The sequence below is a fragment of the Aeromicrobium sp. PE09-221 genome, from assembly GCF_002174305.1.
GTDB lineage: Bacteria > Actinomycetota > Actinomycetes > Propionibacteriales > Nocardioidaceae > Aeromicrobium.
This window is the reverse complement of sequence record NZ_MIJB01000025.1, coordinates 127,435-148,880: the sequence shown is the minus strand read 5'-3', so window position 1 is coordinate 148,880 and position 21,446 is coordinate 127,435. Positions and strand designations below refer to the sequence as shown.

Below are 21,446 nucleotides of genomic sequence, written 5' to 3'. Positions count from 1 at the left end.
CCGCCGATGGCGATGACGACCCAGGTCAAGTCCGAGCTGGCGCAGACAGCGATCACCAAGTCCTGCTGCCGTAAGGCCGAGGTCTCCACGATCCTGCGTTTCGCTGGCGGACTGCACATCGTCTCGGGCCGGATCGTGGTGGAAGCCGACCTGGACTCCGGCGCGATGGCGCGTCGCCTGCGCAGGGACATCGCCGAGGTCTACGGCCACGACAGTGAGCTGCTGGTGCTGCAGAACGGCGGCATCCGCAAGGGCACGTCGTATGTCGTGCGGGTCGCCAAGGAGGGTGATGCCCTGGCCAGGCAGACCGGTGTGGTTGACGCCAGCGGCCGGCCGATCCGGGGGCTTCCGCCCCAGGTCGTCTCGGGTGCGTCCTGTGATGCGGTGGCTGCGTGGCGCGGTGCCTTCCTGGCCCGTGGATCGCTGACCGAACCCGGCCGCTCGTCTTCTCTGGAGGTGACCGCTCCCGGGCCGGAGGCCGCACTGGCGCTGGTGGGCTCAGCCCGCCGCCTGGGCATCGCGGCGAAGGCGCGCGAGGTACGTGGTGCCGACCGGGTCGTGATCCGTGACGGCGAGGCCATCGGCGCGCTGCTGACACGGCTCGGAGCCCATGAGGCGCTGCTCGCCTGGGAGGAACGCCGTATGCGCCGCGAGGTGCGGGCCACCGCCAACCGGCTGGCCAATTTCGATGACGCGAACCTGCGCCGTTCCGCGCGCGCCGCGGTCGCCGCCGGTGCCCGGGCGCAGCGTGCCCTGGAGATCCTCGGGGACGAGGTCCCCGATCATCTGAAGCTCGCCGGACTGCTGCGCGTGGAGCACCGGCAGGCGAGTCTGGAGGAGCTGGGCCAGCTGCACGATCCGGTGCTCACCAAGGACGCGATCGCCGGCCGCATCCGCCGACTGCTCGCGATGGCCGACAAGCGCGCACAGGACCTCGGTATCCCCGACACCGAGGCGGGTCTGAATGAGGATCTCCTGCCCGATCAGTGAGGGCGTCGGTCCACACGCTCGGCGAGAGCGGCAGTAGTAGGGTGGACGGTGTAGTGCACCCCACCTTCGATTGCAGGAGTCTCGCGTGACTGTTCGTGTAGGTATCAACGGCTTCGGTCGCATCGGCCGCAACTTCTTCCGCGCCGCACGCGCCGCCGGAGCGGACATCGAGATCGTCGCGGTCAACGACCTCACCGACAACAAGACCCTCGCCACGCTGCTCAAGTACGACTCCATCCTCGGCCGTCTCGATGCCGAGGTGACCTTCGATGACGAGGCCATCTACGTCGGCGATCAGCGCATCGCGGCCTTCGAGGAGCGCGACCCGGCCAAGCTCGACTGGGCCAGCGTCGGCGCGGATGTCATCGTAGAGTCCACCGGCTTCTTCACCGATGCCACGCAGGCCAAGGCCCACCTCGACGGCGGCGCCAAGAAGGTCATCATCTCGGCGCCGGCCAAGAATGAGGACATCACGATCGTCATGGGCGTCAACGACGGTCTCTACGATCCCGCACAGCACACGGTGATCTCGAACGCCTCGTGCACCACCAACTGTCTCGCCCCGATGGCCAAGGCCCTCAACGACGCCCTCGGCATCGAGAAGGGCCTCATGACCACGATCCACGCGTACACGCAGGATCAGAACCTCCAGGACGCGCCGCACAAGGATCTGCGCCGGGCCCGAGCCGCCGCGCTCAACATCGTGCCGACCTCGACCGGTGCCGCCAAGGCCGTCAGCCTCGTGCTGCCCGAGCTCAAGGGCAAGCTCGACGGGTACGCGCTGCGGGTCCCCGTGCCGACCGGCTCGGCCACCGATCTGACCTTCACCGCAAGCCGTGAGACCACCGTCCAGGAGGTCAACGAGATCGTCAAGAAGGCCGCCGCCGAGGGGCCCCTGGCCGGCAGGCTCACGTACACCGAGGACCCGATCGTTTCGACCGATATCGTCACCGATCCGGCGTCGTGCATCTTCGACTCCGGTCTCACCAAGGTGATCGGTGACCAGGTCAAGGTCGTCGGCTGGTACGACAACGAGTGGGGATACTCCAACCGCCTGGTCGACCTCGTCGGTCTCGTCGGCGGATCGCTCTGATCGCGGGAGACGGCTTCTCGTGAAGACGATCGACACTCTGCTGTCGGAGTCCGGTGGCGACCTCGGTGGCCGGCGCGTCCTGGTACGCAGCGACCTGAACGTGCCATTGGACGGCCAGCGCATCACCGACGACGGCCGCGTCCGTGCCAGCGTGCCGACCATCGAGCGTCTGACCGATGCGGGCGCCAAGGTCCTGGTCGCGGCCCATCTGGGTCGTCCGAAGGGTGCGCCGGATCCGCAGTACTCGCTCAAGCCGGTCGCCGAGCGCCTGGCCGAACTCCTCGGACAGCCGGTGCTGTTCGCCAATGACACGGTCGGCCCCGAAGCTCGCCGGATCAGTGCGGCGCTGGGTGACGGCGAGGTCGCAGTGCTCGAGAATGTGCGCTTCAACGCCGGTGAGACCAGCAAGGACGATGCCGAACGGGGTGCCTTCGCCGATGAGCTGGCCGAGCTCGCCGATGTCTTCGTCTCCGATGGTTTCGGCGTCGTCCACCGCAAGCAGGCGAGTGTCTACGACATCGCCCGCCGCCTGCCGGCCTATGTCGGCGGTCTCGTCGAAGCCGAGGTCGAGGTGCTCAGGCGCCTGACCGAAAGCCCTGAGCGTCCCTATGCGGTCGTACTCGGCGGCTCGAAGGTGTCCGACAAGCTCGGGGTCATCGACCATCTGATCGACCGGGCCGACACCCTGCTGATCGGTGGCGGCATGGTCTTCACCTTCCTGGCCGCGCAGGGTCATGGGGTCGGCAAGAGCCTTCTCGAGTCCGACCAGATCGAGGTCGCCAAGGGTTATATCGACCGTGCCGCGGAGAAGGGGGTGGAGCTGGTGCTGCCGACGGACGTGGTCGTGGCGCCGGAGTTCGCCGCCGACGCTCCGGCGACGGTCGTGCCGGTCGACGAGATCCCCGACGATCAGCTCGGACTCGATATCGGCCCGGACTCGGCCGAGCACTTCGCGGAGGTCATCAGGGGTGCGCGGACGGTCTTCTGGAACGGGCCTATGGGCGTATTCGAGATGGCGGCCTTCGCCGCGGGCACCAAGGCGGTGGCGCAGGCGCTCACCGAGGTCGACGGTCTTTCGGTGGTCGGTGGCGGAGATTCCGCGGCCGCGGTCCGTCAGCTCGGGTTCTCCGACGACCGATTCGGTCACATCTCGACCGGTGGCGGTGCCAGCCTGGAGTACCTGGAGGGCAAGACCCTGCCGGGTCTGGCCGTTCTCGATGAGGAGGTGACGGCATGAGCGATGCTCGCACCCCGCTGATGGCGGGCAACTGGAAGTCGAATCTGAACCACCACGAAGCTGTCGTGCTGGTGCAGAAGCTCGCCTGGACCCTGTCGGACAAGAAGCACGACTATGCCAAGTCCGAGGTCGTCGTGATTCCCCCGTTCACGGACATCCGCAGCGTGCAGACCCTCGTCGACGGTGACCATCTGCAGATCGGCTACGGTGCCCAGGATGTCTCCGAGCACGACGGTGGCGCGTACACCGGTGAGATCAGCGCGGCGATGCTGGCCAAGCTCGGCTGCTCGTACGTCGTGGTGGGCCACTCGGAGCGCCGTGAGTACCACGGCGAGACCGATGCTGTGGTCAACACCAAGGCGGGCAAGACGCTCGCTGCCGGTATGACGCCGATCGTCTGCGTGGGGGAGGGCCTCGAGGTGCGCCAGTCCGGTGAGCACGTGGCCTACACCCTGAGGCAGGTCGACGGTTCGCTCGCGGGCCTCACCGCCGAGCAGGTCGCCGGACTGGTGATCGCCTATGAGCCGGTGTGGGCGATCGGCACCGGCGAAGTGGCGACTCCCGAGGATGCGCAGGAGGTCTGCTCGGCGATCCGTGGGCGGCTCGCCGAGACGTGGGGTACCGAGACCGCGACGTCGACGCGTATCCTGTACGGCGGATCGGTCAAGGCACAGAATGTCTCGTCTATCATGGCCAAACCCGATGTCGATGGTGCCCTTGTCGGTGGCGCGAGCCTGCACGCCGAGGAGTTCGCCGCGATCGCCCGATTCTACGATCTGCCGGATCTGTCCGGTTCCTGACGGAGGAAACGTCTCGTGATCTTGTTGTTCTCGATCCTGCTGGCGCTCAGCAGCCTGCTGATGATCGTGCTGGTCCTCATGCACAAGGGCCGCGGCGGCGGACTTTCGGACATGTTCGGCGGGGGTGTATCGAGCTCGCTCGGCGGATCCTCTGTGGCAGAACGCAATCTTGACCGGTTGACGGTCGGCGTGGCCCTCGTCTGGGTCGTATGCGTGTTCGCACTCGGGCTGCTGCTGAAGGTGAGCGCCTGATGTCGACCGGAGCGATCCGCGGAAGTCGGATCGGTGCCGGTCCGATGGGCGAGGCTGAGCGCGGCGAGGCGGCGCCCCGCCAGACGGTGGAGTTCTTCTGCGTCAAGGACCATCGGACGACCTTGCAGTTCGCGATCGAGGCCGAGGTGCCGCTCGAGTGGGACTGCCCGCGCTGCGGACTCCCGGCCAGCCGCGATGCGGAGAATCGGCCCGATGCTCCACGTATCGAGCCGTACAAGACGCACCTGGCCTATGTGAAGGAACGGCGCTCGGAGGAGGAGGCCGCATCGATCCTCGATGAGGCCCTCGAGACTCTGCGTACCAAGCGTAAGACCGGGGAGATCATCTTCTGATCGCCGGCCCCTGAACTGTTGCGCTAGCCATCGCCCACGGAGTCCTTCCGTGGGCGATGGCTTTCTCTCGTTGCGTTACATTCACATTTCTGCGCTTCCGCCGTTGACGCCATAACACGGCTGGCCCTACGTTATGGGTAATCGATCACCGGTCAGGGGTGACCGTGAACCCCACGAGAGGTACCCGACACCGCATGCACGACTCATCCGCCCTTCCCTTTCGTCACCGCGGCCGATTTCGACGGTCTCGTCTCCTATGAGGAGGCGATCAACGCGCTGGAGGGCGCGCTGCGCACCGGGACGGCGACCGAGCACACGCCGTTGCGGAGCCGCACGGATCTGCCCCACGGTCATCTGCTCTACATGCCGTCGCAGGTCGACGGCGTCGTGGGAGTCAAGATGGCTTCGGTGTCTCCGACGAATCACCAGCGAGGCCTTCCCCGCATCCAGGGCCTCGTGATCCTGTCGGACAGCCTGACGCTGAAGCCGGCGGTCATCTTCGATGCCGCCGGCTTCACCGTGTTGCGCACAGCCGCACTCTCCGGCTTGGCGGTCCGTCATCTGGCCTCCGCGGACGCCTCGACCCTCGTGGTGTTCGGCGCCGGGCCCCAGGCGCGCGGTCATATCGAGGCCATTCGTGCAGTGCGCCCGCTGAGCCGGGTCATCGTGGTGGGCCGATCCCCGGAACGGACGCACCAGCTCGTGGCCTGGGCGGCGGCGACCGGGCTGGAGGCCGAGATCGGCTCTCCGGCAGCGGTAGGGGAGGCGGACATCGTCGCCTGCTGCACCTCGGCTTCCTTGCCGCTCTTCGATTCGGCATCGCTGCGTGAGGACACGACCGTCGTCGCCATCGGATCCCACTCGCCCGATGCGCGCGAGGTCGACACCGCCCTCGTCGACCGGGCCTTCGTCACTGTCGAGACCCGTGCCTCGTCCTTCGCGGAGGCTGGAGACATCATCCTCGCCTGCCGCGACGGCGTCCCGGCCGAGCGAGCCGTCGACGCCGTCGCCTTCGCCGCCACGACCCCGTCCGGCACACCCATCGTCGACAGCATCGAGTGGATCGAGCGCCTGGTCCGGATCTTCGGCAGCCCGAATCTCATCTACGCGGTCGAGAACTGCGGCTGGCACAAGGACTATGCGCACGCCCTCACCTTCGGACGCGGTGTCGGAGTGCCGGACTACGACGAGGCCGAGACCATCCTGCTCTGGGGTCACAATCCCGCGCGCACCTGGCTGGCGCAGGCGAGCCGTATCGCCGAGGCCCATGCCCGCGGTGCAGCCGTCGTGGTGATCGACCCGAAGAAGGCCGGGAGCGGCCAGCAGTCCGATCTGTGGATGCGCGTCCGGCCAGGGACCGACGCGGCCTTGGCGCTCGGCGCGGTCCGCCACCTGCTTCAGACCGAGACCTATGACGCGGACTTCGTGCGCTCGTGGACCAATGCGCCGATGCTCGTCGATGACGAGACCGGACGGTTCGTCACCGCCGATCAGCTCTGGGAGGACGGATCTGCAAGCGGATTCGTGGTCAGCGACCTCGCCACAGGAGCGCTCCGGGCGTATGACCCCGGCTACCCGCTGGAGCGTCCCGGCGAGGTCGACCTTGCCGGGAGCGTCGAGCTGAGCACCGTCGACGGCCGACGGATCACCGCACGCCCCGCCTTCGCCCGGTTGCGCGAGCACAGTGCCGAGTGGACGCCGGAGGCGGTGGCCGAGGCGACGACGATCGGCCTCGCCGAGCTCGAGCGCTTCTTCGGGTTGCTCAGCCGCGGGGGCCGTATCGCCTATCACTCGTGGACCGGGGTGGGACAGCACTCCAATGCGACGCAGACCGAACGGTGCATCGCGACGCTCTACGCCTTGCTGGGAGCGTGCGATCGGATCGGTGGCAATCTGTGGCTGCAGCCGCCTCCGCTGAATCCCCTCTCGCCCTATGATCTGTTGCCGCGAGAGCAGAAGGAGAAGGCGCTCGGACTCGAGGACCTGCCGCTGGGCCCGCCCCGGCTTGGCTGGGTGACTGCTCGCCACTTCTGTCGGGCGGCCCTGGACGGCGACCCCTATCGAGTGCGGGCACTGGTGAGCTTCGGCAACAACATGACGGTCTCGCAGGCGGACGGTGAGCGCAGCAGAGCGGCCATCGAGGCCCTGGATCTCTATGTCCACACGGATATGTTCATGAACCCGACGGCTGAGCTCGCCGATTACGTCCTACCGGCGAACAGTCCGTGGGAACGCGAGGCATTGCGGACCGGTTTCGAGATCACACAGGAGGCGGTGGAGTATCTCCAGTACCGTCCTCGGATGATCGATCCGATCGGTCAGTCCCGCGCCGACTACGAGATCGCCGTGGACCTGGCCACGAGGCTGGGTCTCGGCGGGGAGTTCTTCGACGGTGACATCCGCGCGGGATGGGAGTGGCATCTGGCGCCCGCCGGGGTCAGCCTCCGGGAGCTCGTCGACGGAGAGCACACGGTGCGGGTCCCGCAGCCCACCGCACGAGAGAAGTACGCCCTCCGCCGTGAGGACGGAGGAGTCGCGGGTTTCGCGACACCGACACGGCGGGTGGAGCTGTACTCCCAGCAGCTGCTCGAACATGGGTACCGCCCTCTGCCGACCTTCGTCGCGCCTATCACCTCGTACCGGGGCCGTGACGACACCCCGTTGCCGCTGGTCCTGTCGACGCACAAGAACGGTGTCTACGTGCACAGCTCGCACCGGCACGTCGCCTCGCTGCGGAGGCGGGCCCCTGACCCGCAGATCGACATCAGCGCAGAGCTCGCGGACTCTCGCGGCCTGATCGACGGCGACTGGGCCGTCATCGAGACGGCGAACGGGACGACCCGAGCCCGCGTCCACGTCGACGATGACCTGCATCCGAGTGTGGTCCTCGCGGACTTCGGGTGGTGGGAGGACTGTCCGCCGCTGGGATTGCCCCGAACACCGGTCAGCGGGGACGGTTCGCTGAACATCAACGCGGTGCTCAGCGATGACGAGCACGATCCGACGAGCGGTTCAGTCCCCCTGCGCGCCGTCGCCTGCGAGCTGAGGGCCGATCCCGTGCTCAGCGAGGGGAACTGGGCCGGCCGACAGCAGATGCGCGTCCTGCGCGCCTGGTCCGAGGCGCAGGGGGTGGCAGGACTGAGCCTCACCCCGGCCACGGGGGAGTCGATGCCGGCCGTGCGCCCCGGACAGCACGTGCTGCTCGCCGCCAGTGAGGACGGCCCGGCGCGCGCGTACTCGGTGACGGGAGGTGGCGAGGGCGCGTCAACGGTCGACATCGCCGTGCGGCGGGTCGAGAACGGTGTGATCTCCCGCTTCGTGCACGAGGACGTGACGCCGGGATCGCAGCTGTGGCTGGAGCGTCCGCGGGGAACCTTCACCCCTCCGCTGTCGACCGATCGCCCTGTCATCCTGGTGGCCGGGGGAGTCGGCATCACGCCCTTCATCGGCTATCTCCGGGCGCTGCGGAACCGTCCCGAGCGACCGCGCTCGATCACCTTGCTCGCCGTGTTCCGCAACGGCCTCGAGCACCCGTTCCACGAGGAGCTGGAGCTGCTCGCGGGAGAACTGCCGGAGCTGAGCATCCGCACCTGGTACTCCCAGCCCTCGCCGGCGGATCGACGGGGTCGTGATTTCGACGCGCTGGGAAGGCTGTCGCTCGGCGATCTGGATCTGCCGGTCGCCGAGCGTCCCCTCGTCTACCTGTGTGGTGCCTCGGGTCTGATGGACGACGTCACGGAGGAGCTGACCGCACGCGGCGTGCCGAGGTTCGATGTCTTCCGGGAGGACTTCCACGCCGCGGTGGAGGTGCCTCGGGACCTCGGACCGGCCGCGATCCGGTTCGCGGGCGGTGGAGAGCCGATCGACTGGACCCCGGCCGACGGCTCGATTCTTCAGGCAGCCGAGAGACAGGGACGCATCCTGCCCAGTGGCTGCCGGGTCGGCCAGTGCGAGAGCTGCGCCGTCCGGGTGGTGTCGGGAACGATCGCTCACCTCGGCGAGGACCCGGCCGATGACGGGTGTCTCACCTGTATCGCCGTGCCGATCGGGGATGTGGTCCTCGATATCTGAGGGCGATACGTGCACCGGCCGATTCACCTTGAACGGTAGTCGATTACCAGTGCCGATGGGGTACTGTACGAGACATGTCGAAGAGGCACCCATGATCTCCGCCAGAACCCTGGAGCGCGATGACAGCCTCCGTGACAAGGCCCTGCGGATCGTGCGTCAGGCGATCGTCTCAGGGGAGATCAAGAGCGGCGAGGTCTGCTCGGCCACCGCACTCGCCCGCGAGCTCGGTGTGTCCGTCAGCCCCGTGCGCGAGGCGATGCTCACTCTCGTGAACGCCGGCATCATGGAGCCGGTCCGCAATATCGGGTTCCGGGTGGCGGAGCTGACTCCGGCCGACCTCGACGAGGTCTTCGAGCTCAGACTCATGCTCGAGGTGCCTGCGGTCCGCGCGCTGGCCGATGTCGATCTCACCGCCGAGCGCGATCGACTGGACCAGCTGGTGCGTGCCACGGAGGTCTCGGCCGAGGACCGGGACGTCAACACCTTCCTGGCCGCGGATCGGGAGTTTCACCTGGCACTCCTTGAGCTCCACGGCAATCGGCGACTGCTGGACTGGGTCGCCATCCTCCGCGACCAGACACGACTCTACGGTCTCCGCGAGTCCGATGCGCACACCCTGAGCGAGGCTGCCGGCGAGCATCGCAGCATCCTGAACGCCGTGCTCGAAGGCGACGGTGAGGCAGCCGAGCGGCTCCTCAGCGAACATCTCGCGCACACTCGCAGCGAGTGGGCACAGCCGTCCGAGGGCTGACCGGCGCGAAGCCGTTGCTCAGCGGGGGATTCGGGCAGCCGCCTCGGTATCGAGCAGCCACAACGTCTCCTCGATACCGCGGGCCCCTGCCGCTGGAACCTCCTCGACCGGGCTGCCGGCCAGGGCCGCGGCGACCGCCTGGGCCTTGTCCTCCCCGGCGACCACGAACCACAACGCGGTTGTACGATTGAGCGCCGGAAAGGTCAGCGAGAGCCGTTCCGGAGGGGGCTTAGGGGAATCATCCACGGCCACCACGTCGCGGTCGAGGACGGCCAACTGCTCGAAACCGGGGAAGAGCGAGGCGACGTGCCCGTCGGGTCCGACGCCGAGTAAGACGAGATCGAACTCATCGGGCAGCTGCGCGGCGTAGGCATCTGCGGCCTCCTCTTTGGAGCCGTGTACACCTGCGGCGGGCATCGCGTGGATACGTTCTTCGGGGATGTCGAAGCGAGCGAAGAAGGAGTCGCGCGCCTGGAACTCGTTGCGGTCGGGGGAGGACGACTCGACATAACGTTCGTCGCCCCAGTAGTAGTCCACCTCGCGCCACACCGACGAGTCTCCGGTCAGCAACTCGTAGATCTCACCGGCGATGGAGCCGCCGGTGAGCACCAGCCGGGGCCTTCGGGCGTACGTCTGATGGAGCTCGGCGATCCGAGTGCTGATCCGGTGGGCGACGGCCCGCGCGAGTGACTCACGGTCCTCGAGTACCTGTACGGTCACGATCTCCTCCCTCGGTCATATGTTCTGTTCCAGCAGCTGATCGATGGTCTCGGCGTAGACCACGTCCGGATCGAGGCGCCGCAGGTCCTCCGCAAGCAGCTCGGCCAGTGTCCGCCGACCGAGCGGCACGACACGTGAGGCCGATCCGGGGACCGTGAACTCGCAGCTCGTCTCGTCCTGACGGGTGAGGCGAACGGTGCCGAGGTCGGTCTCCAGCGTGACCTCGCTGATCTGCGTGCCCGGACCGTGCCGATGGCTGATCGGCACTCCCAGCCGGCTCTCGAGCCAGGCGACCAGCAGCACCGCCGCGGGATTGCCCTCGTCGCTGACCACCGACCCCGAGCTGACAGTACCGGTGGACTGGTCCAGCGCGGCAGCCAGCAGTGCACGCCACGGGGTCAGCCGAGTCCACGACAGGTCGGTATCGCCGGGGGCGTAGTGCCGTGCGACATTGCGCAACGCCCGCACAGGCTGCCGGGTGCTCTCCGCATCGGTCAGCCGTCGCTGGGCCAGCTGACCGATCGGATCCTTCGAGGGATCGGCCGGTCCATCTGCTGGCCACCAGATCACGACGGGCGAGTCCGGCAGCAACAGCGGCAGGACCACCGACTCGCTGTGCCGTGTGAGCTTGCCGGCGATCCTCAGCAGGATCGACTCGCCCGTGGAGGACTCGCCCACCCGTACCTTGGCGTTCAGCCGAGCGCGTCCACGGCCGTCGCCGAGGACGACGCCGATCACCCGGGCCGGGTGTTCGGTGGACAGCGCTGTGGCGGTCTGCATGGCATCGGCGACATTCTCGTCATCGGTGACGACCAGGAGCGTCAGCACCATGTCCATCGCCGGGCTACCGGCACCATGGCGTGCGCGTACCAGGGCGCGGGCGATCTCGCCGGCGTTGGTGTCGCTGAGTGCGATCTCCATCAGGGACGCCTCCACGTACGGCCGTCGCGCCGGATCATGGCATCGGCCGACTCCGGCCCCCAGGTGCCGGCCTGATAGGAGTCGATCGTGCGTTGCCGCCGCCAGTGCCTGATGACCGGGTCCAGGATCTTCCAGGACAACTCGACCTCCTCCTGCTGCGGGAAGAGCGGGGGATCGCCGAGCAGGACGTCCAGGATCAGCCGTTCGTAGGCCTCAGGACTGCTCTCGACGAAGGCACCACCATAGGCGAAGTCCATGTTGACGTCGCGGATCTCCATCGTCGTGCCGGGGACCTTGGCACCGAAGCGCAGCGTGACACCCTCATCTGGCTGGATCCGCAGGACCAGCGCGTTCTGTCCCAGCTCGGTCACGTCGTGCTTGCGGAATGGCAGATGGGGAGCGCGCTTGAACACCACCGCCACCTCGGTGACCCGGCGTCCGAGCCTCTTGCCGGTCCGCAGGTAGAAGGGCACACCCGCCCACCGGCGCGTGCCGATGTCGATCCGCATGGCGGCATAGGTCTCGGTGCGGGAGTCCTCGGGTATGCCGTCCTCGTCGAGATATCCCTCGACCTCGACGCCACCGGCCCACCCGGAGGTGTACTGGGCCCGCGCGGTGTGCTTGGACAGCTCCGCCGGCGCGCTGGCATTGGCGAGGATCTTCTGCTTCTCCAGTCGCAGGCTGTTCGCGTCGAGCGAGACCGGCTCCTCCATCGCGACCAGCGCCATCAGCTGCAGCAGGTGGTTCTGGATGACATCGCGGGCCGCTCCGATGCCGTCGTAGTAGCCCGCTCGTGAGCCGATCCCGATGTCCTCGGCCATGGTGATCTGCACGTGATCGACGTAGTGGCTGTTCCAGATCGGCTCGAACATGCCATTGGCGAAGCGCAGAGCCAGGATGTTCTGGACCGTCTCCTTGCCCAGATAGTGGTCGATCCGGAAGACCGACGTCCGTGGGAAGACATCGTCGACGAGCCGGTTCAGTTCCCGCGCCGACTCCAGATCGTGGCCGAACGGCTTCTCGATGACGACCCGCCGCCAGCCCTCGCTGGACGTGGCCAGGCCGTGCTCCTTGATCTTGGAGACGACGACCGGGAACAGCCCGGGCGGGATCGACAGGTAGAAGGCGTGATTGCCGCCGGTGCCCTGGGTGCTGTCGAGTTCGGCGAGGGTCTCCGCGAGACGGTCCCACGCGTCGTCGTCGTCGAACTGTCCCGGGACGAAGCGGATACCCGCAGCGAGCTGTTTCCAGACCGTCTCGCTCCACTCGGTACGGGCTCCGGCCTTCGCTGCGTCCTTGATCATCGAGGCGAAGGTGCGGTCGCCGAAGTCATGACGCGCGAAGCCGACGAGGGCGAAACCGGGTGGCAGCAGTCCGCGATGCGCCAGATCGTAGATGGCCGGGATGAGTTTCTTGCGCGCCAGATCCCCGGTGACGCCGAACATGATGACGCTGCAGGGCCCGGCGATGCGCGGGAGCCGTCGGTCCCGGGGATCCCGCAGCGGGTTCGCCGCAGTCATCGCTTCTCGGCTCTGCCCGCGGTCATGCCAGGAGGCTCCTGAGTCGTTCGAGTCCTGCCTCAGCGTCGCGGAGGTGAAGACGCAGCACCGGCCGGTCGTGGTCCCGCAGCACGGAGGCGTCTCCTTCGGCCTGTGAGGCGATGAACTGCCCCAGGGTGAAGTCGCGGCCTGGGATCGGCAGGTCCTCGGCGGGCTCGTCGGTGATCTGCAGGAAGACCCCTACCGGCGCTCCGCCCTTGTGATACTGGCCGGTGGAGTGCAGGAAGCGCGGCCCCCAGCCGAAGGTCACGGGCCGGCCGAGGTGTTCGGCGAGGTGATCGCGCACCTGGGCGAAGTCGGCGTGCTCCCACCGGTCCAGGTAGGCCTGTACGGCCAGATAGCCCTCGGACGTGAGCTGGGCGAACAACTCGTCCACGGCGGCGCTCAGCGACGAGGCCGAGGTGCCGAAGACATCGATGCCGTCCTCGCTGACAACGGGCGAGGGCGCCTGCGTACCGCCCCCGAGACGGTCGCGGGCCGCCTGTTTGGCGGATTCGACATCGGGCTGATTGAAGGGGTCGATGCCGAGGATCCGGCCAGCCACGACGATCGCTGTCTCCCACAGCAGGAACCTCGCGCCGAGCGGGCCTTCGATCGACGCCGACCACGGCGCGTCCGGGCGTTCGGCCTCACCGGAGACGACCAGCACGCTGTCGCCGGTGTGCGGCGTGAAGTTCGGTGAGGAGGGAGCGGCGACGACGACCGGGAGGATCCCGGTACCGTCCTTGCCCGTCGACTCGGCGACGAGCTGCTCGGCCCATTCGCCGAAGCCCTCTCCGTAGACATCGGCGAGCACGAGCTTGTCAGCCCGTTCGCGCGCGGCCACCCCCAGCAGGACTCCTAGGCGGAGAGCAGGATTGCCCGGGGTATCGGCGGCCAGTCGATCGCGGACCGCGGCCGCCTCATCCAGCAGAGAACCGATGGGCACGCCGGCCAATCCGCTCGGTACGAGGCCGAAGGCCGTCAAGGCCGAATAGCGTCCCCCGACCGTCGGATCCGCCCGGAAGACGCGGTAGCCGTTGTCGATCGCGAGTTCCTCGAGCGGCGAACCGGGGTCGGTGACGACGATGACGCGCGAGGCGGGATCGATCGAGGCGTCGCGGAAGGCCTGCTCGAAGATCCGTCGCTGGCTGTCGGTCTCGACCGTCCCGCCGGACTTGCTGGACACCACGACGGCCGTTCGATCCAGATCGGTGAGGGCCGACCGGACCATCGACGGATGCGAGGAGTCAAGGACCACCAAGTCGACGCCGTGAGCGGCGCAGATGACCTCCGGGGCCAGCGACGAGCCACCCATGCCGCACAGCACGATCCGATCGACGCCGCGCAGGCGCAGTTCCTCGCGCAATGACTCGATCTCGGCGACCAGCGGCCGCGACCTCTCCACGGCGTCGGTCCAGCCGAGCCGCTTGCTCGCTTCGTCTCGGGCATCCTCACCCCACAGCGAGCCGTCCTCGGCGAAGATGCCGGACGCGACCGCCGCGGCGATCGACTCCTGCAGCGCCGTGTCGAAGCCGGTCTGATCGCCGACGGAGACCGACAGAGCGATGTCACCGCCCTCGCTCATGGGGCCACCGCCTGAAAGGGCGCCACGATAGGACGGTGGCGGTATGAGGTGGTACTCATCGTGCGCTCGCTCATGCCTTGTCCAGCTCCTCGCGGACTGTGTCGAGCAGCTCGGCCCAGGAGGCGTCGAACTTCTCGAGGCCCTCGTCCTCGAGTTTCGCTACCACCTCGTCGTAAGAGATCCCGAGGCCCTCGAGCTGGGCCAGCACATCGCGAGCTTCGTCATAGCGGCCCGTCACCGTGTCCCCGGGCACCTCGCCGTGATCGGCGAAGGCCAGTAGCGTCTTCTCCGGCATGGTGTTGACACTATCGGCGACGATGAGTTCGCGCACGTAGAGCGTGTCAGAGTAGTTCGGATCCTTCACGCCCGTCGAGGCCCACAGCGGTCGCTGGAGCTTGCCGCCCTGAGAGAGCAGTGCCTGCGCGCGCTCGGAGGAGAAGACCTGCTCGCAGGCCTCGTAGGCCAAGCGGGCGTTCGCGATCGCGGCCTTGCCGCGTAGCGGGCTGTCCTCGGGCAGGCGAGGGTCGATCTCGGAGTCCACACGGCTCACGAAGAAGGAGGCCACCGACTCGATCGCCGAGAGGTCGCGCCCCTCGGCCGCGGCCTGCTCGAGGCCATAGAGATAGGCATCCATGACATCGCGGTAGCGCTCGAGGGAGAAGATCAGCGTCACGTTGACGCTGATGCCCTCGGCGATCGTCGCGGCGATGGCCGGCAGGCCCTCGCGGGTGGCCGGGATCTTGATGAACAGGTTCGGGCGGTCGACGCGCTGCCAGAGCCGCGCGGCCAGCTCGACCGTGCCGTCGGTGTCGCGAGCCAGTCCTGGATCGACCTCGATCGAGACGCGCCCGTCGAGGCCGTCGGTCCGGTCGTAGACCGGGCGCAGGATGTCGCAGGCACGCTGCACATCGGTGCACATCAACTCGAAGACCGCGGTCTCGAGGTCGACACCGGCGGCCTTGAGCTCACGCATCTGCTCGGTGTAGCGCTCGCTCTCGGCGAAGGCGGCCGCGAAGATCGTCGGATTGGTGGTGACGCCGACGACATGGCGCTGCTCGACGAGCTCGGCGAGATTGCCGCTCTCGATGCGCTCGCGGGAGAGATCGTCGAGCCAGACGGAGACGCCGGCCTCGCTCAGGGCTGCCAGAGGATCGGTCATGGTGGGCTCCTTCGGTGGGTCAGGAGAGTCAGTGGGTGGTGTCCGGGAGCACCGGGCCGGTGGGGCGGGCAGCGAAGGGGACACCCGCGTCGGGGGTCGCGGCCGCCTGGATTGACTCCTTGGCCGCCGCGGCGGCGGCCTCGCCCGTGAGCCCGAACTTCTCGTACAGGGTCCCGAAGGGGGCCGAGGCGCCGAAGTGCTCCAAGCTCACGATGCGACCGGCGTCGCCGACGACATCGCGCCAGCCGAGCGCCACGCCGGCCTCGATCGACACGCGTGCGCGGACCGAGGGCGGGATGACGGAGTCGCGGTACTCGCTGCTCTGCTCCTCGAACCACTCACGGCACGGCATGGAGACGACGCGGGCCGCGATGCCCTCGGCGGCGAGCTGCTCACGAGCCGCGACGGCGATCTGGACCTCCGAGCCGGTGGCGACCAGGACGACATCGGGGGTGCCTTCGGTGTCGAGCAGGATGTAGGCGCCCTTCGCGGTGAGCGCGGCCTCGCCGTAACCGTCCACGCCGCGGGGGAAGGTCGGTACATTCTGGCGGCTCAACACCAGACCGGCCGGACGATGGTGCCGCTCCATGATGGTGCGCCAAGCGACGATCGTCTCATTGGCGTCGCCCGGCCGGACGACATCGAGGCCGGGGATCGCGCGCAACGCGGCCAGATGCTCGACCGGCTGGTGGGTCGGACCGTCCTCGCCGAGGCCGATCGAATCGTGGGTCCACACGAAGGTCGTCGGAAGCTCCTGCAGTGCGGCGAGCCGCACCGCGGGACGCATGTAGTCGCTGAAGACGAGGAACGTGCCGCCATAGGGACGCGTCAGTCCCTCGAGGGTGATGCCGTTGAGGATCGCTCCCATGGCGTGCTCGCGGATGCCGAAGTGCAGGACCCGTCCGTACCAGTCGCCGGAGAACTTCTCGGTCGATCGCTGGGGCGGGATGAACGAAGGCTCTCCCTTGGGAGTCGTGTTGTTGGAGCCGGCCAGATCGGCCGAGCCGCCCCAGAGCTCGGGGAGGTTGGGGGCCGCGGCAGTCAGGAACTCGCCGGAGGCCACCCGGGTCGCGATGCCCTTCTCGTCGGCCTCGTAGACGGGCAGGTCGTCATCCCAGCCCGAGGGCAGTTCGCGAGCGGACAGGCGCTGGAAGAGCGTATAGCGATCGGGATCGGCCTGTGCCCAGGCGTCGAAACGGTCCTGCCAGTCGGTCTGCGCCTGCTCGCCGCGCACGCGTGCCTGACGGGTGTGCTCGATGACGTCGTCGGACACAGCGAAGGTGGCCTCGGGGTCGAATCCCAGCACCTCCTTGGTCGCACGGATCTCGTCGTCACCCAGAGCGGAGCCGTGGGCGGCGCCGGTGTTCTGTGCGTTGGGGGCCGGCCACGCGATGATGGTGCGCAGGACGATCAGGCTCGGCTTCTCGGTGACCTGCGCGGCCTGCTGGTAGGCGTCCCAGAGGGCGCCGAGGTCCTCACGGTACTCGGTGCCACCGTGGGTCCAGTCGACGGTCTGGACATGCCAGCCGTAGGCCTCGTAGCGCGCGGCGACGTCCTCGGTGAAGGCGACATCGGTGTTGTCCTCGATCGAGATCTTGTTGTCGTCATAAAGAAGGGTGAGGTTGCCGAGCTGCTGGTGCCCCGCCAGCGAAGAGGCCTCGGCCGACACGCCCTCCTGGACGTCGCCATCGGAGGCGATCACATAGACCGAGTGATCGAAGACGCTCTCACCGGGGGCAGCATCGGGATCGAGAAGACCGCGCTCACGGCGTGCCGCCATCGCCATGCCCACGGCATTGGCGATGCCCTGGCCGAGGGGGCCGGTGGTGACCTCGACACCCGGCGTGTGACCGTACTCGGGGTGGCCGGGCGTCTGGCTGCCCCAGGTGCGCAGGCTCTTGAGATCGTTCAGCTCCATCGGGTAGCCCGCGAGGTACAGCTGGACGTACTGCGTGAGGCTCGAGTGACCGCACGACAGGACGAAGCGATCGCGACCGGTCCAGTGCGGATCGGCGGGGTTGTGGCGCATGAGCTTCTGGTAGAGCAGATAGGCGGCGGGCGCCAGGCTCATCGCGGTTCCGGGGTGACCGTGGCCGGCCTTCTGGACGGCGTCGGCAGCGAGGAGACGAGCGGTGTCGACCGCCTTGCGGTCGAGGTCGTTCCAGTCCAGCGCGGACGGTGCAGTGCTCACGGGCGTTACTCCCAGATCGTGTGTCAGAAGCCGGTCACTCCGAGCCTACTGCGTACGAGTTAGACTGCTCAGGTGACTTCCGTCGACCACGAGGCTCCCGTCAACGGTTCGTCGTCCACTCGGCAGGATCACGGGTCCTCCGCGGCCGATGTCGTCAAGGCGTATGTAGCGCTCACCAAGCCGCGCATCATCGAACTGCTGTTGCTCACCACCGTCCCGGTCATGTTCCTGGCCGAGCGTGGTGTGCCGTCGTTCACCCTCATCCTTTCGACCTTCGTGGGCGGTGCGCTCGCGGCCGGCAGCGCCAATGCGCTCAACTGCGTGGTCGATGCCGATATCGACACCAAGATGCGCCGCACCTCGCGTCGTCCGCTGCCGCGTCATCAGGTGGGCACGCGCAATGCGCTCGTCTTCGGCCTCGTCCTGGGCGTGATCGCCACGGTGTGGCTCGGCTTCCTGGTCAATTGGCTCTCCGCGGGACTGGCGCTCGCTGCCAATGTGTTCTATGTCGTCGGCTACACGATGATCCTCAAGCGGCGCACCTCGCAGAACATCGTGTGGGGTGGCGCGGCGGGGTGCTTCCCGCCGCTGATCGGTTGGACGGCCGTCACCAATGAGCTCGCCTGGGCACCATTCCTGCTCTTCCTCATCGTGTTCTTCTGGACCCCGCCGCACTTCTGGGCTCTCGGCCTGCGCTACCGCGAGGACTACGCGGCCGCTGGCGTGCCGATGCTGCCGTCGATCGCCCCGGCTGCGGAGGTCGGACGTCAGATCGTCTGGTACACGTGGGCGACCGTGGTCACCTCGCTGGCTGTCTGGCCGGTGGCCGACACCGGATGGTTCTATCCGGCGGCCGCGATCACGCTGGGCATCGTCTTCCTCATCGAGGCCTATGATCTGCGCGCACGCGCGCGCGAGACGGAACAGCTGTCGGTCATTAAGCCGATGCGGCTCTTCCACTTCTCGAATGCCTACCTGGCGCTGCTCTTCGTCGCCGCCGCGGTCGATCCCTTCATCGGCTGATCTTCGCAGCTGCTCTTCCACCGTGCCCCGGGCGGTGGCGTCATCCCGTAGTCGAGCCGTTCCGGTACGTAGTGACGCACCCCTCAGCTGCGGGTGGGGGTGGGGCGGTGGCCAGGCAACCCACCCCGCGCCGCCGCCTGGTTGATGGCTCACCGCCCTGGTGAGGAAGCGATCAGGCGTCGACGGGTTCGCGATCGCGCCGGAGAGGAGCCACCTGTAGGACGAGATGGGTCGTGGCCGCGAGCAGGATCGCGGCGCCCACCAGATGTACGGCCACCAGCCCGATCGGGAGTCCGGTGAAGTGCTGGACATATCCGATCGCACCCTGCAGGAGCTCCGCCGCCAGGACGATCCATGCGGCACGCTGGACGCGGTGTCCGCGCAATCGCCAGACCACCACGAGTGTCACAGCCACGAGTGCCCATACCGACATGGCGTGGACGCGGGTCCAGAACAGCGGGTCGAGGCCGTTGCGCGGGGCATCGGCATCGCCGGCGTGAGGGCCGCTGCCGGTGACGATGGTGCCGAGGTAGATCGCGATCAGCAGCAGACCGTAGGCGAACAGCACGAGCCGTCGCGTGAGGTCATCGACCCTCGAACCGTCCTCGCCCCGCACGAGCACGAGCAGGACGGTCGCGGCGACGACGAGTCCCATGGAAAGCAGCAGATGCAGCGCGACCACCCAGGGATTCAGCTGGGTGAGGACCGTGATGCCGCCGATGACGCCCTGGAACGGGATGCCGATGCCGATCAGCACGGTGAGCTGTTTCATGGTGCTGGTCGCTCCGGCCCAGCGCCATACGGCGAAGAAGGTGCCGATCGCGATCGCGATGAGGACATAGGTCAGCAGACGGTTGCCGAACTCGATGGCTCCGTGCCATCCCAGTGACGAGTGGGGGACGAAGGACTCCTCGGTGCAGCGCGGCCAGGTGGGGCACCCGAGACCTGACCCGGTCAGTCGCACCAGACCGCCCGTGAGGATGATGCCGATATTGGCGACGAGGGAGGCCCACGCCCACCCGAGGACGGTCGGCTGCCGGATATCCGAGGTGCGGACGAGGTCCTTCACTCCCATGAGAAGCTCCTGGCGGTGGCGAAGCCGGCGACAGCGGTCCAGCCGGCGAGAACAGCGATGGCGAGGAGCGGAGGGGTCCCGACAGTGAAGGTTTCGCGCAACCCCTCACCGAGGGCTCCTGAGGGGAGCAGCACCAGAACGCTCTGCGCGACATCCGGGTAGCGATCGAGCGGTACCAGCAGCGCCCCACCGACGAGCAGCACCACGTAGACGAGGTTGGCGACGGCGAGCGTGGCCTCGGCGCGGAGCGTACCTGCGATCAGCAGCGCCAGTGCCCCGAAGGCGGCAGTGCCGAGCACGACGAGGAGGATCGCCCAGAGCCAGGGCGTGAACCCGGAGACAGGCTCCCATCCGAGCAGCAGGGCGACCGCGCTGAGGAGGGCGAGCTGGACGATCTCCACGATCACCACGGCGCCGACCTTGCCCACCATGAGGCCCCAGCGGGGCAGCGGTGAGGCGCCGAGCCGCTTCAATACGCCGTAACGGCGTTCGAAACCCGTCGCGATCGCCAGCGAGGTGAACGAGGTGGAGAGCACCGCGAGGGCGAGCACACCGGGGGCGATGATGTCGATCGGGCGTCCCGGACCGAGGTCGACGATGCGACTTGACTGCGTGCCGGCGATCAAGAGGATCAGGGGGATGACGATGGTCAGAAGCAGCTGCTCGCCGTTGCGAGCGAGCAATCGCAGCTCCATGAGAGTCTGCGCGCACAGCATCGAGACGCGCGGGGCGGCGCCGGGCGCGGGGGACAGGTCGAGGGTCACCGTAGGGCCTTTCCGGTGAGGTCGAGGAAACGGTCCTCCAGCGAGCGCCGCTCCACGAGGACGGACTCGACCAGGACATCGTGCTCGCCGAACCATGCCGTGACCCGGGCTACGAGGGCGGGTGAGATATCGCCGGTGACGACGTACTGACCCGGTACGGGCTCGTCGGCGGTGGACGCCGGGGGCAGGCACCCGGCGAGTGCGTGGATGTCGAGCCCGGCTGGCGCCACGATGTGCAGTGTGTTGCGGGCATCGGCACCTGTGAGCTCGCGTGGCGTGCCTGCGGCGATGACCCGGCCGGAGTCGACGATGTAGACGGCGTCGCTGAGTTCCTCGGCCTCATCCATGAAGTGTGTCGTGAGCACGGTGGTCACGCCGTGGTTGCGCAGCTCGACGAGCAGCTCCCAGGTGGCGCGCCGGGACTGCGGATCGAGTCCCGCGCTCGGCTCGTCGAGGAAGAGCAGCTCAGGGCGGCCGATCATCGCCATCGCGAGACTGAGCCGCTGCTTCTCGCCGCCAGACAGACGGCGATAGGCGGTGCGGACGAAGGACCCGATACCCAGCCTCTCGATGAGCGCATCGATGTCCAGGGGATGTGCGTGGAGGGACGCCATGTGCCGCAGCATCTCCTCGGCGCGGACACCGAGCCAGGCACCCCCGGACTGCAGCATCACCCCCACGCGCGGCCGTAGCTCCGCGGCATCTCTGACGGGGTCGAGCCCCAGGACGCGCACCGTTCCCTGCTGGGGGCGGCGGAAACCCTCGCAGGTCTCGATAGTGGTGGTCTTGCCGGCGCCATTGGGTCCGAGGATGGCGGTGATCGTGCCGGTCTCGACACGGAGGGAGAGCCCGTCCACGGCGGTGACCTCGCCGTAGCGCATGACCAGGTCACTGACATCGACGGCGGGCTGTGGCACCCG

Annotated in this window: 18 protein-coding genes and 1 pseudogene; 10 read left to right on the top strand and 9 right to left on the bottom strand. The window is 68.0% G+C overall.

The window, feature by feature from the left end:
* Positions 1-6: 6 nt before the first annotated feature.
* From whiA to BHE97_RS13895, 9 genes and pseudogenes are all read left to right on the top strand, one after another.
* Positions 7-990: a DNA-binding protein WhiA gene (gene whiA / locus BHE97_RS13930; protein ID WP_087624644.1), complete on the top strand. Its 984-nt coding sequence runs from the start codon at positions 7-9 to the stop codon at positions 988-990.
* An 85-nt stretch (positions 991-1,075) separates the two neighbouring features.
* On the top strand, positions 1,076-2,083 hold the full coding sequence (gene gap, locus BHE97_RS13925) for a type I glyceraldehyde-3-phosphate dehydrogenase (RefSeq protein ID WP_087624643.1): 1,008 nt from the start codon (positions 1,076-1,078) through the stop codon (positions 2,081-2,083).
* Positions 2,084-2,102: 19 nt separating this feature from the next.
* Positions 2,103-3,320, top strand: coding sequence for a phosphoglycerate kinase (locus BHE97_RS13920; protein ID WP_087624642.1), 1,218 nt, complete (start codon positions 2,103-2,105; stop codon positions 3,318-3,320).
* Positions 3,317-4,120 carry a triose-phosphate isomerase gene (gene tpiA / locus BHE97_RS13915; RefSeq protein ID WP_087624641.1) on the top strand — a complete coding sequence of 268 codons (804 nt, stop codon included), beginning with the start codon at positions 3,317-3,319 and terminating at the stop codon, positions 4,118-4,120. Before BHE97_RS13920 ends, tpiA begins: the two co-directional genes overlap by 4 nt.
* 15 nt (positions 4,121-4,135) lie before the next feature.
* Positions 4,136-4,372, top strand: coding sequence for a preprotein translocase subunit SecG (secG, locus tag BHE97_RS13910; RefSeq protein ID WP_087624640.1), 237 nt, complete (start codon positions 4,136-4,138; stop codon positions 4,370-4,372).
* Entirely contained in the window at positions 4,372-4,725 is a 354-nt protein-coding gene (locus tag BHE97_RS13905) for an RNA polymerase-binding protein RbpA (protein WP_087624639.1), read from the top strand. Before secG ends, BHE97_RS13905 begins: the two co-directional genes overlap by 1 nt.
* 237 nt (positions 4,726-4,962) lie before the next feature.
* Positions 4,963-7,746 (top strand): annotated as a pseudogene (locus BHE97_RS21060) (molybdopterin-dependent oxidoreductase); the annotation flags it as partial.
* Between the two features lie 72 nt (positions 7,747-7,818).
* A complete protein-coding gene (locus tag BHE97_RS21055) occupies positions 7,819-8,796 on the top strand; it encodes an iron-sulfur cluster-binding domain-containing protein (protein ID WP_343286120.1) in 978 nt (325 codons plus the stop codon).
* Between the two features lie 91 nt (positions 8,797-8,887).
* Positions 8,888-9,547, top strand: coding sequence for a GntR family transcriptional regulator (locus tag BHE97_RS13895; RefSeq protein ID WP_087624637.1), 660 nt, complete (start codon positions 8,888-8,890; stop codon positions 9,545-9,547).
* A gap of 18 nt (positions 9,548-9,565) precedes the next feature.
* Here the strand turns inward: BHE97_RS13895 and pgl are convergent, their stop codons facing one another.
* The 6 genes from pgl to tkt form a co-directional block, all read right to left on the bottom strand.
* Positions 9,566-10,267, bottom strand: coding sequence for a 6-phosphogluconolactonase (gene pgl, locus BHE97_RS13890; protein WP_236757695.1), 702 nt, complete (start codon positions 10,265-10,267; stop codon positions 9,566-9,568).
* Between the two features lie 15 nt (positions 10,268-10,282).
* Positions 10,283-11,188: a glucose-6-phosphate dehydrogenase assembly protein OpcA gene (locus BHE97_RS13885; RefSeq protein ID WP_087624635.1), complete on the bottom strand. Its 906-nt coding sequence runs from the start codon at positions 11,186-11,188 to the stop codon at positions 10,283-10,285.
* Positions 11,188-12,708 (bottom strand): glucose-6-phosphate dehydrogenase, encoded by a 1,521-nt coding sequence (zwf, locus tag BHE97_RS13880; RefSeq protein ID WP_087624634.1) that lies wholly within the window; start codon positions 12,706-12,708, stop codon positions 11,188-11,190. The genes BHE97_RS13885 and zwf overlap by 1 nt, the downstream gene beginning before the upstream one ends.
* A 22-nt stretch (positions 12,709-12,730) precedes the next feature.
* Positions 12,731-14,314 carry a glucose-6-phosphate isomerase gene (locus tag BHE97_RS13875; protein WP_087624633.1) on the bottom strand — a complete coding sequence of 528 codons (1,584 nt, stop codon included), beginning with the start codon at positions 14,312-14,314 and terminating at the stop codon, positions 12,731-12,733.
* 70 nt (positions 14,315-14,384) lie between these two features.
* Entirely contained in the window at positions 14,385-15,473 is a 1,089-nt protein-coding gene (tal, locus tag BHE97_RS13870) for a transaldolase (RefSeq protein ID WP_087624632.1), read from the bottom strand.
* Positions 15,474-15,501: 28 nt separating this feature from the next.
* On the bottom strand, positions 15,502-17,664 hold the full coding sequence (tkt, locus tag BHE97_RS13865; protein ID WP_087624631.1) for a transketolase: 2,163 nt from the start codon (positions 17,662-17,664) through the stop codon (positions 15,502-15,504).
* Positions 17,665-17,736: 72 nt separating this feature from the next.
* Between tkt and BHE97_RS13860 the strand changes: the two genes are divergently transcribed.
* Complete coding sequence (locus BHE97_RS13860; protein WP_087624630.1) at positions 17,737-18,687, top strand: heme o synthase; 951 nt, start codon at positions 17,737-17,739, stop codon at positions 18,685-18,687.
* 172 nt (positions 18,688-18,859) lie between these two features.
* Here the strand turns inward: BHE97_RS13860 and BHE97_RS13855 are convergent, their stop codons facing one another.
* Genes BHE97_RS13855 through BHE97_RS13845 form a run of 3 tightly spaced genes read right to left on the bottom strand, consistent with a single transcriptional unit; the run spans position 18,860 to position 21,443 of the window.
* Complete coding sequence (locus tag BHE97_RS13855; RefSeq protein ID WP_087624629.1) at positions 18,860-19,762, bottom strand: COX15/CtaA family protein; 903 nt, start codon at positions 19,760-19,762, stop codon at positions 18,860-18,862.
* On the bottom strand, positions 19,753-20,526 hold the full coding sequence (locus BHE97_RS13850) for an ABC transporter permease (protein ID WP_236757694.1): 774 nt from the start codon (positions 20,524-20,526) through the stop codon (positions 19,753-19,755). The genes BHE97_RS13855 and BHE97_RS13850 overlap by 10 nt, the downstream gene beginning before the upstream one ends.
* Positions 20,523-21,443 (bottom strand): ABC transporter ATP-binding protein, encoded by a 921-nt coding sequence (locus BHE97_RS13845; protein ID WP_236757693.1) that lies wholly within the window; start codon positions 21,441-21,443, stop codon positions 20,523-20,525. The genes BHE97_RS13850 and BHE97_RS13845 overlap by 4 nt, the downstream gene beginning before the upstream one ends.
* Between the last annotated feature and the right edge of the window lie 3 nt (positions 21,444-21,446).

Excerpts from the sequence above, each read along its gene's own strand:
- zwf (WP_087624634.1), bottom strand. The coding sequence starts at position 12,708 with ATGACTGCGGCGAACCCGCTGCGGGATCCCCGGGACCGACGGCTCCCG.
- BHE97_RS13855 (WP_087624629.1), bottom strand. The coding sequence starts at position 19,762 with ATGGGAGTGAAGGACCTCGTCCGCACCTCGGATATCCGGCAGCCGACC.
- tal (WP_087624632.1), bottom strand. The coding sequence starts at position 15,473 with ATGACCGATCCTCTGGCAGCCCTGAGCGAGGCCGGCGTCTCCGTCTGG.
- BHE97_RS13875 (WP_087624633.1), bottom strand. The coding sequence starts at position 14,314 with ATGAGCGAGGGCGGTGACATCGCTCTGTCGGTCTCCGTCGGCGATCAG.
- BHE97_RS13885 (WP_087624635.1), bottom strand. The coding sequence starts at position 11,188 with ATGGAGATCGCACTCAGCGACACCAACGCCGGCGAGATCGCCCGCGCC.
- whiA (WP_087624644.1), top strand. The coding sequence starts at position 7 with ATGGCGATGACGACCCAGGTCAAGTCCGAGCTGGCGCAGACAGCGATC.
- BHE97_RS13905 (WP_087624639.1), top strand. The coding sequence starts at position 4,372 with ATGTCGACCGGAGCGATCCGCGGAAGTCGGATCGGTGCCGGTCCGATG.
- BHE97_RS21055 (WP_343286120.1), top strand. The coding sequence starts at position 7,819 with ATGCGCGTCCTGCGCGCCTGGTCCGAGGCGCAGGGGGTGGCAGGACTG.
- BHE97_RS13895 (WP_087624637.1), top strand. The coding sequence starts at position 8,888 with ATGATCTCCGCCAGAACCCTGGAGCGCGATGACAGCCTCCGTGACAAG.
- tpiA (WP_087624641.1), top strand. The coding sequence starts at position 3,317 with ATGAGCGATGCTCGCACCCCGCTGATGGCGGGCAACTGGAAGTCGAAT.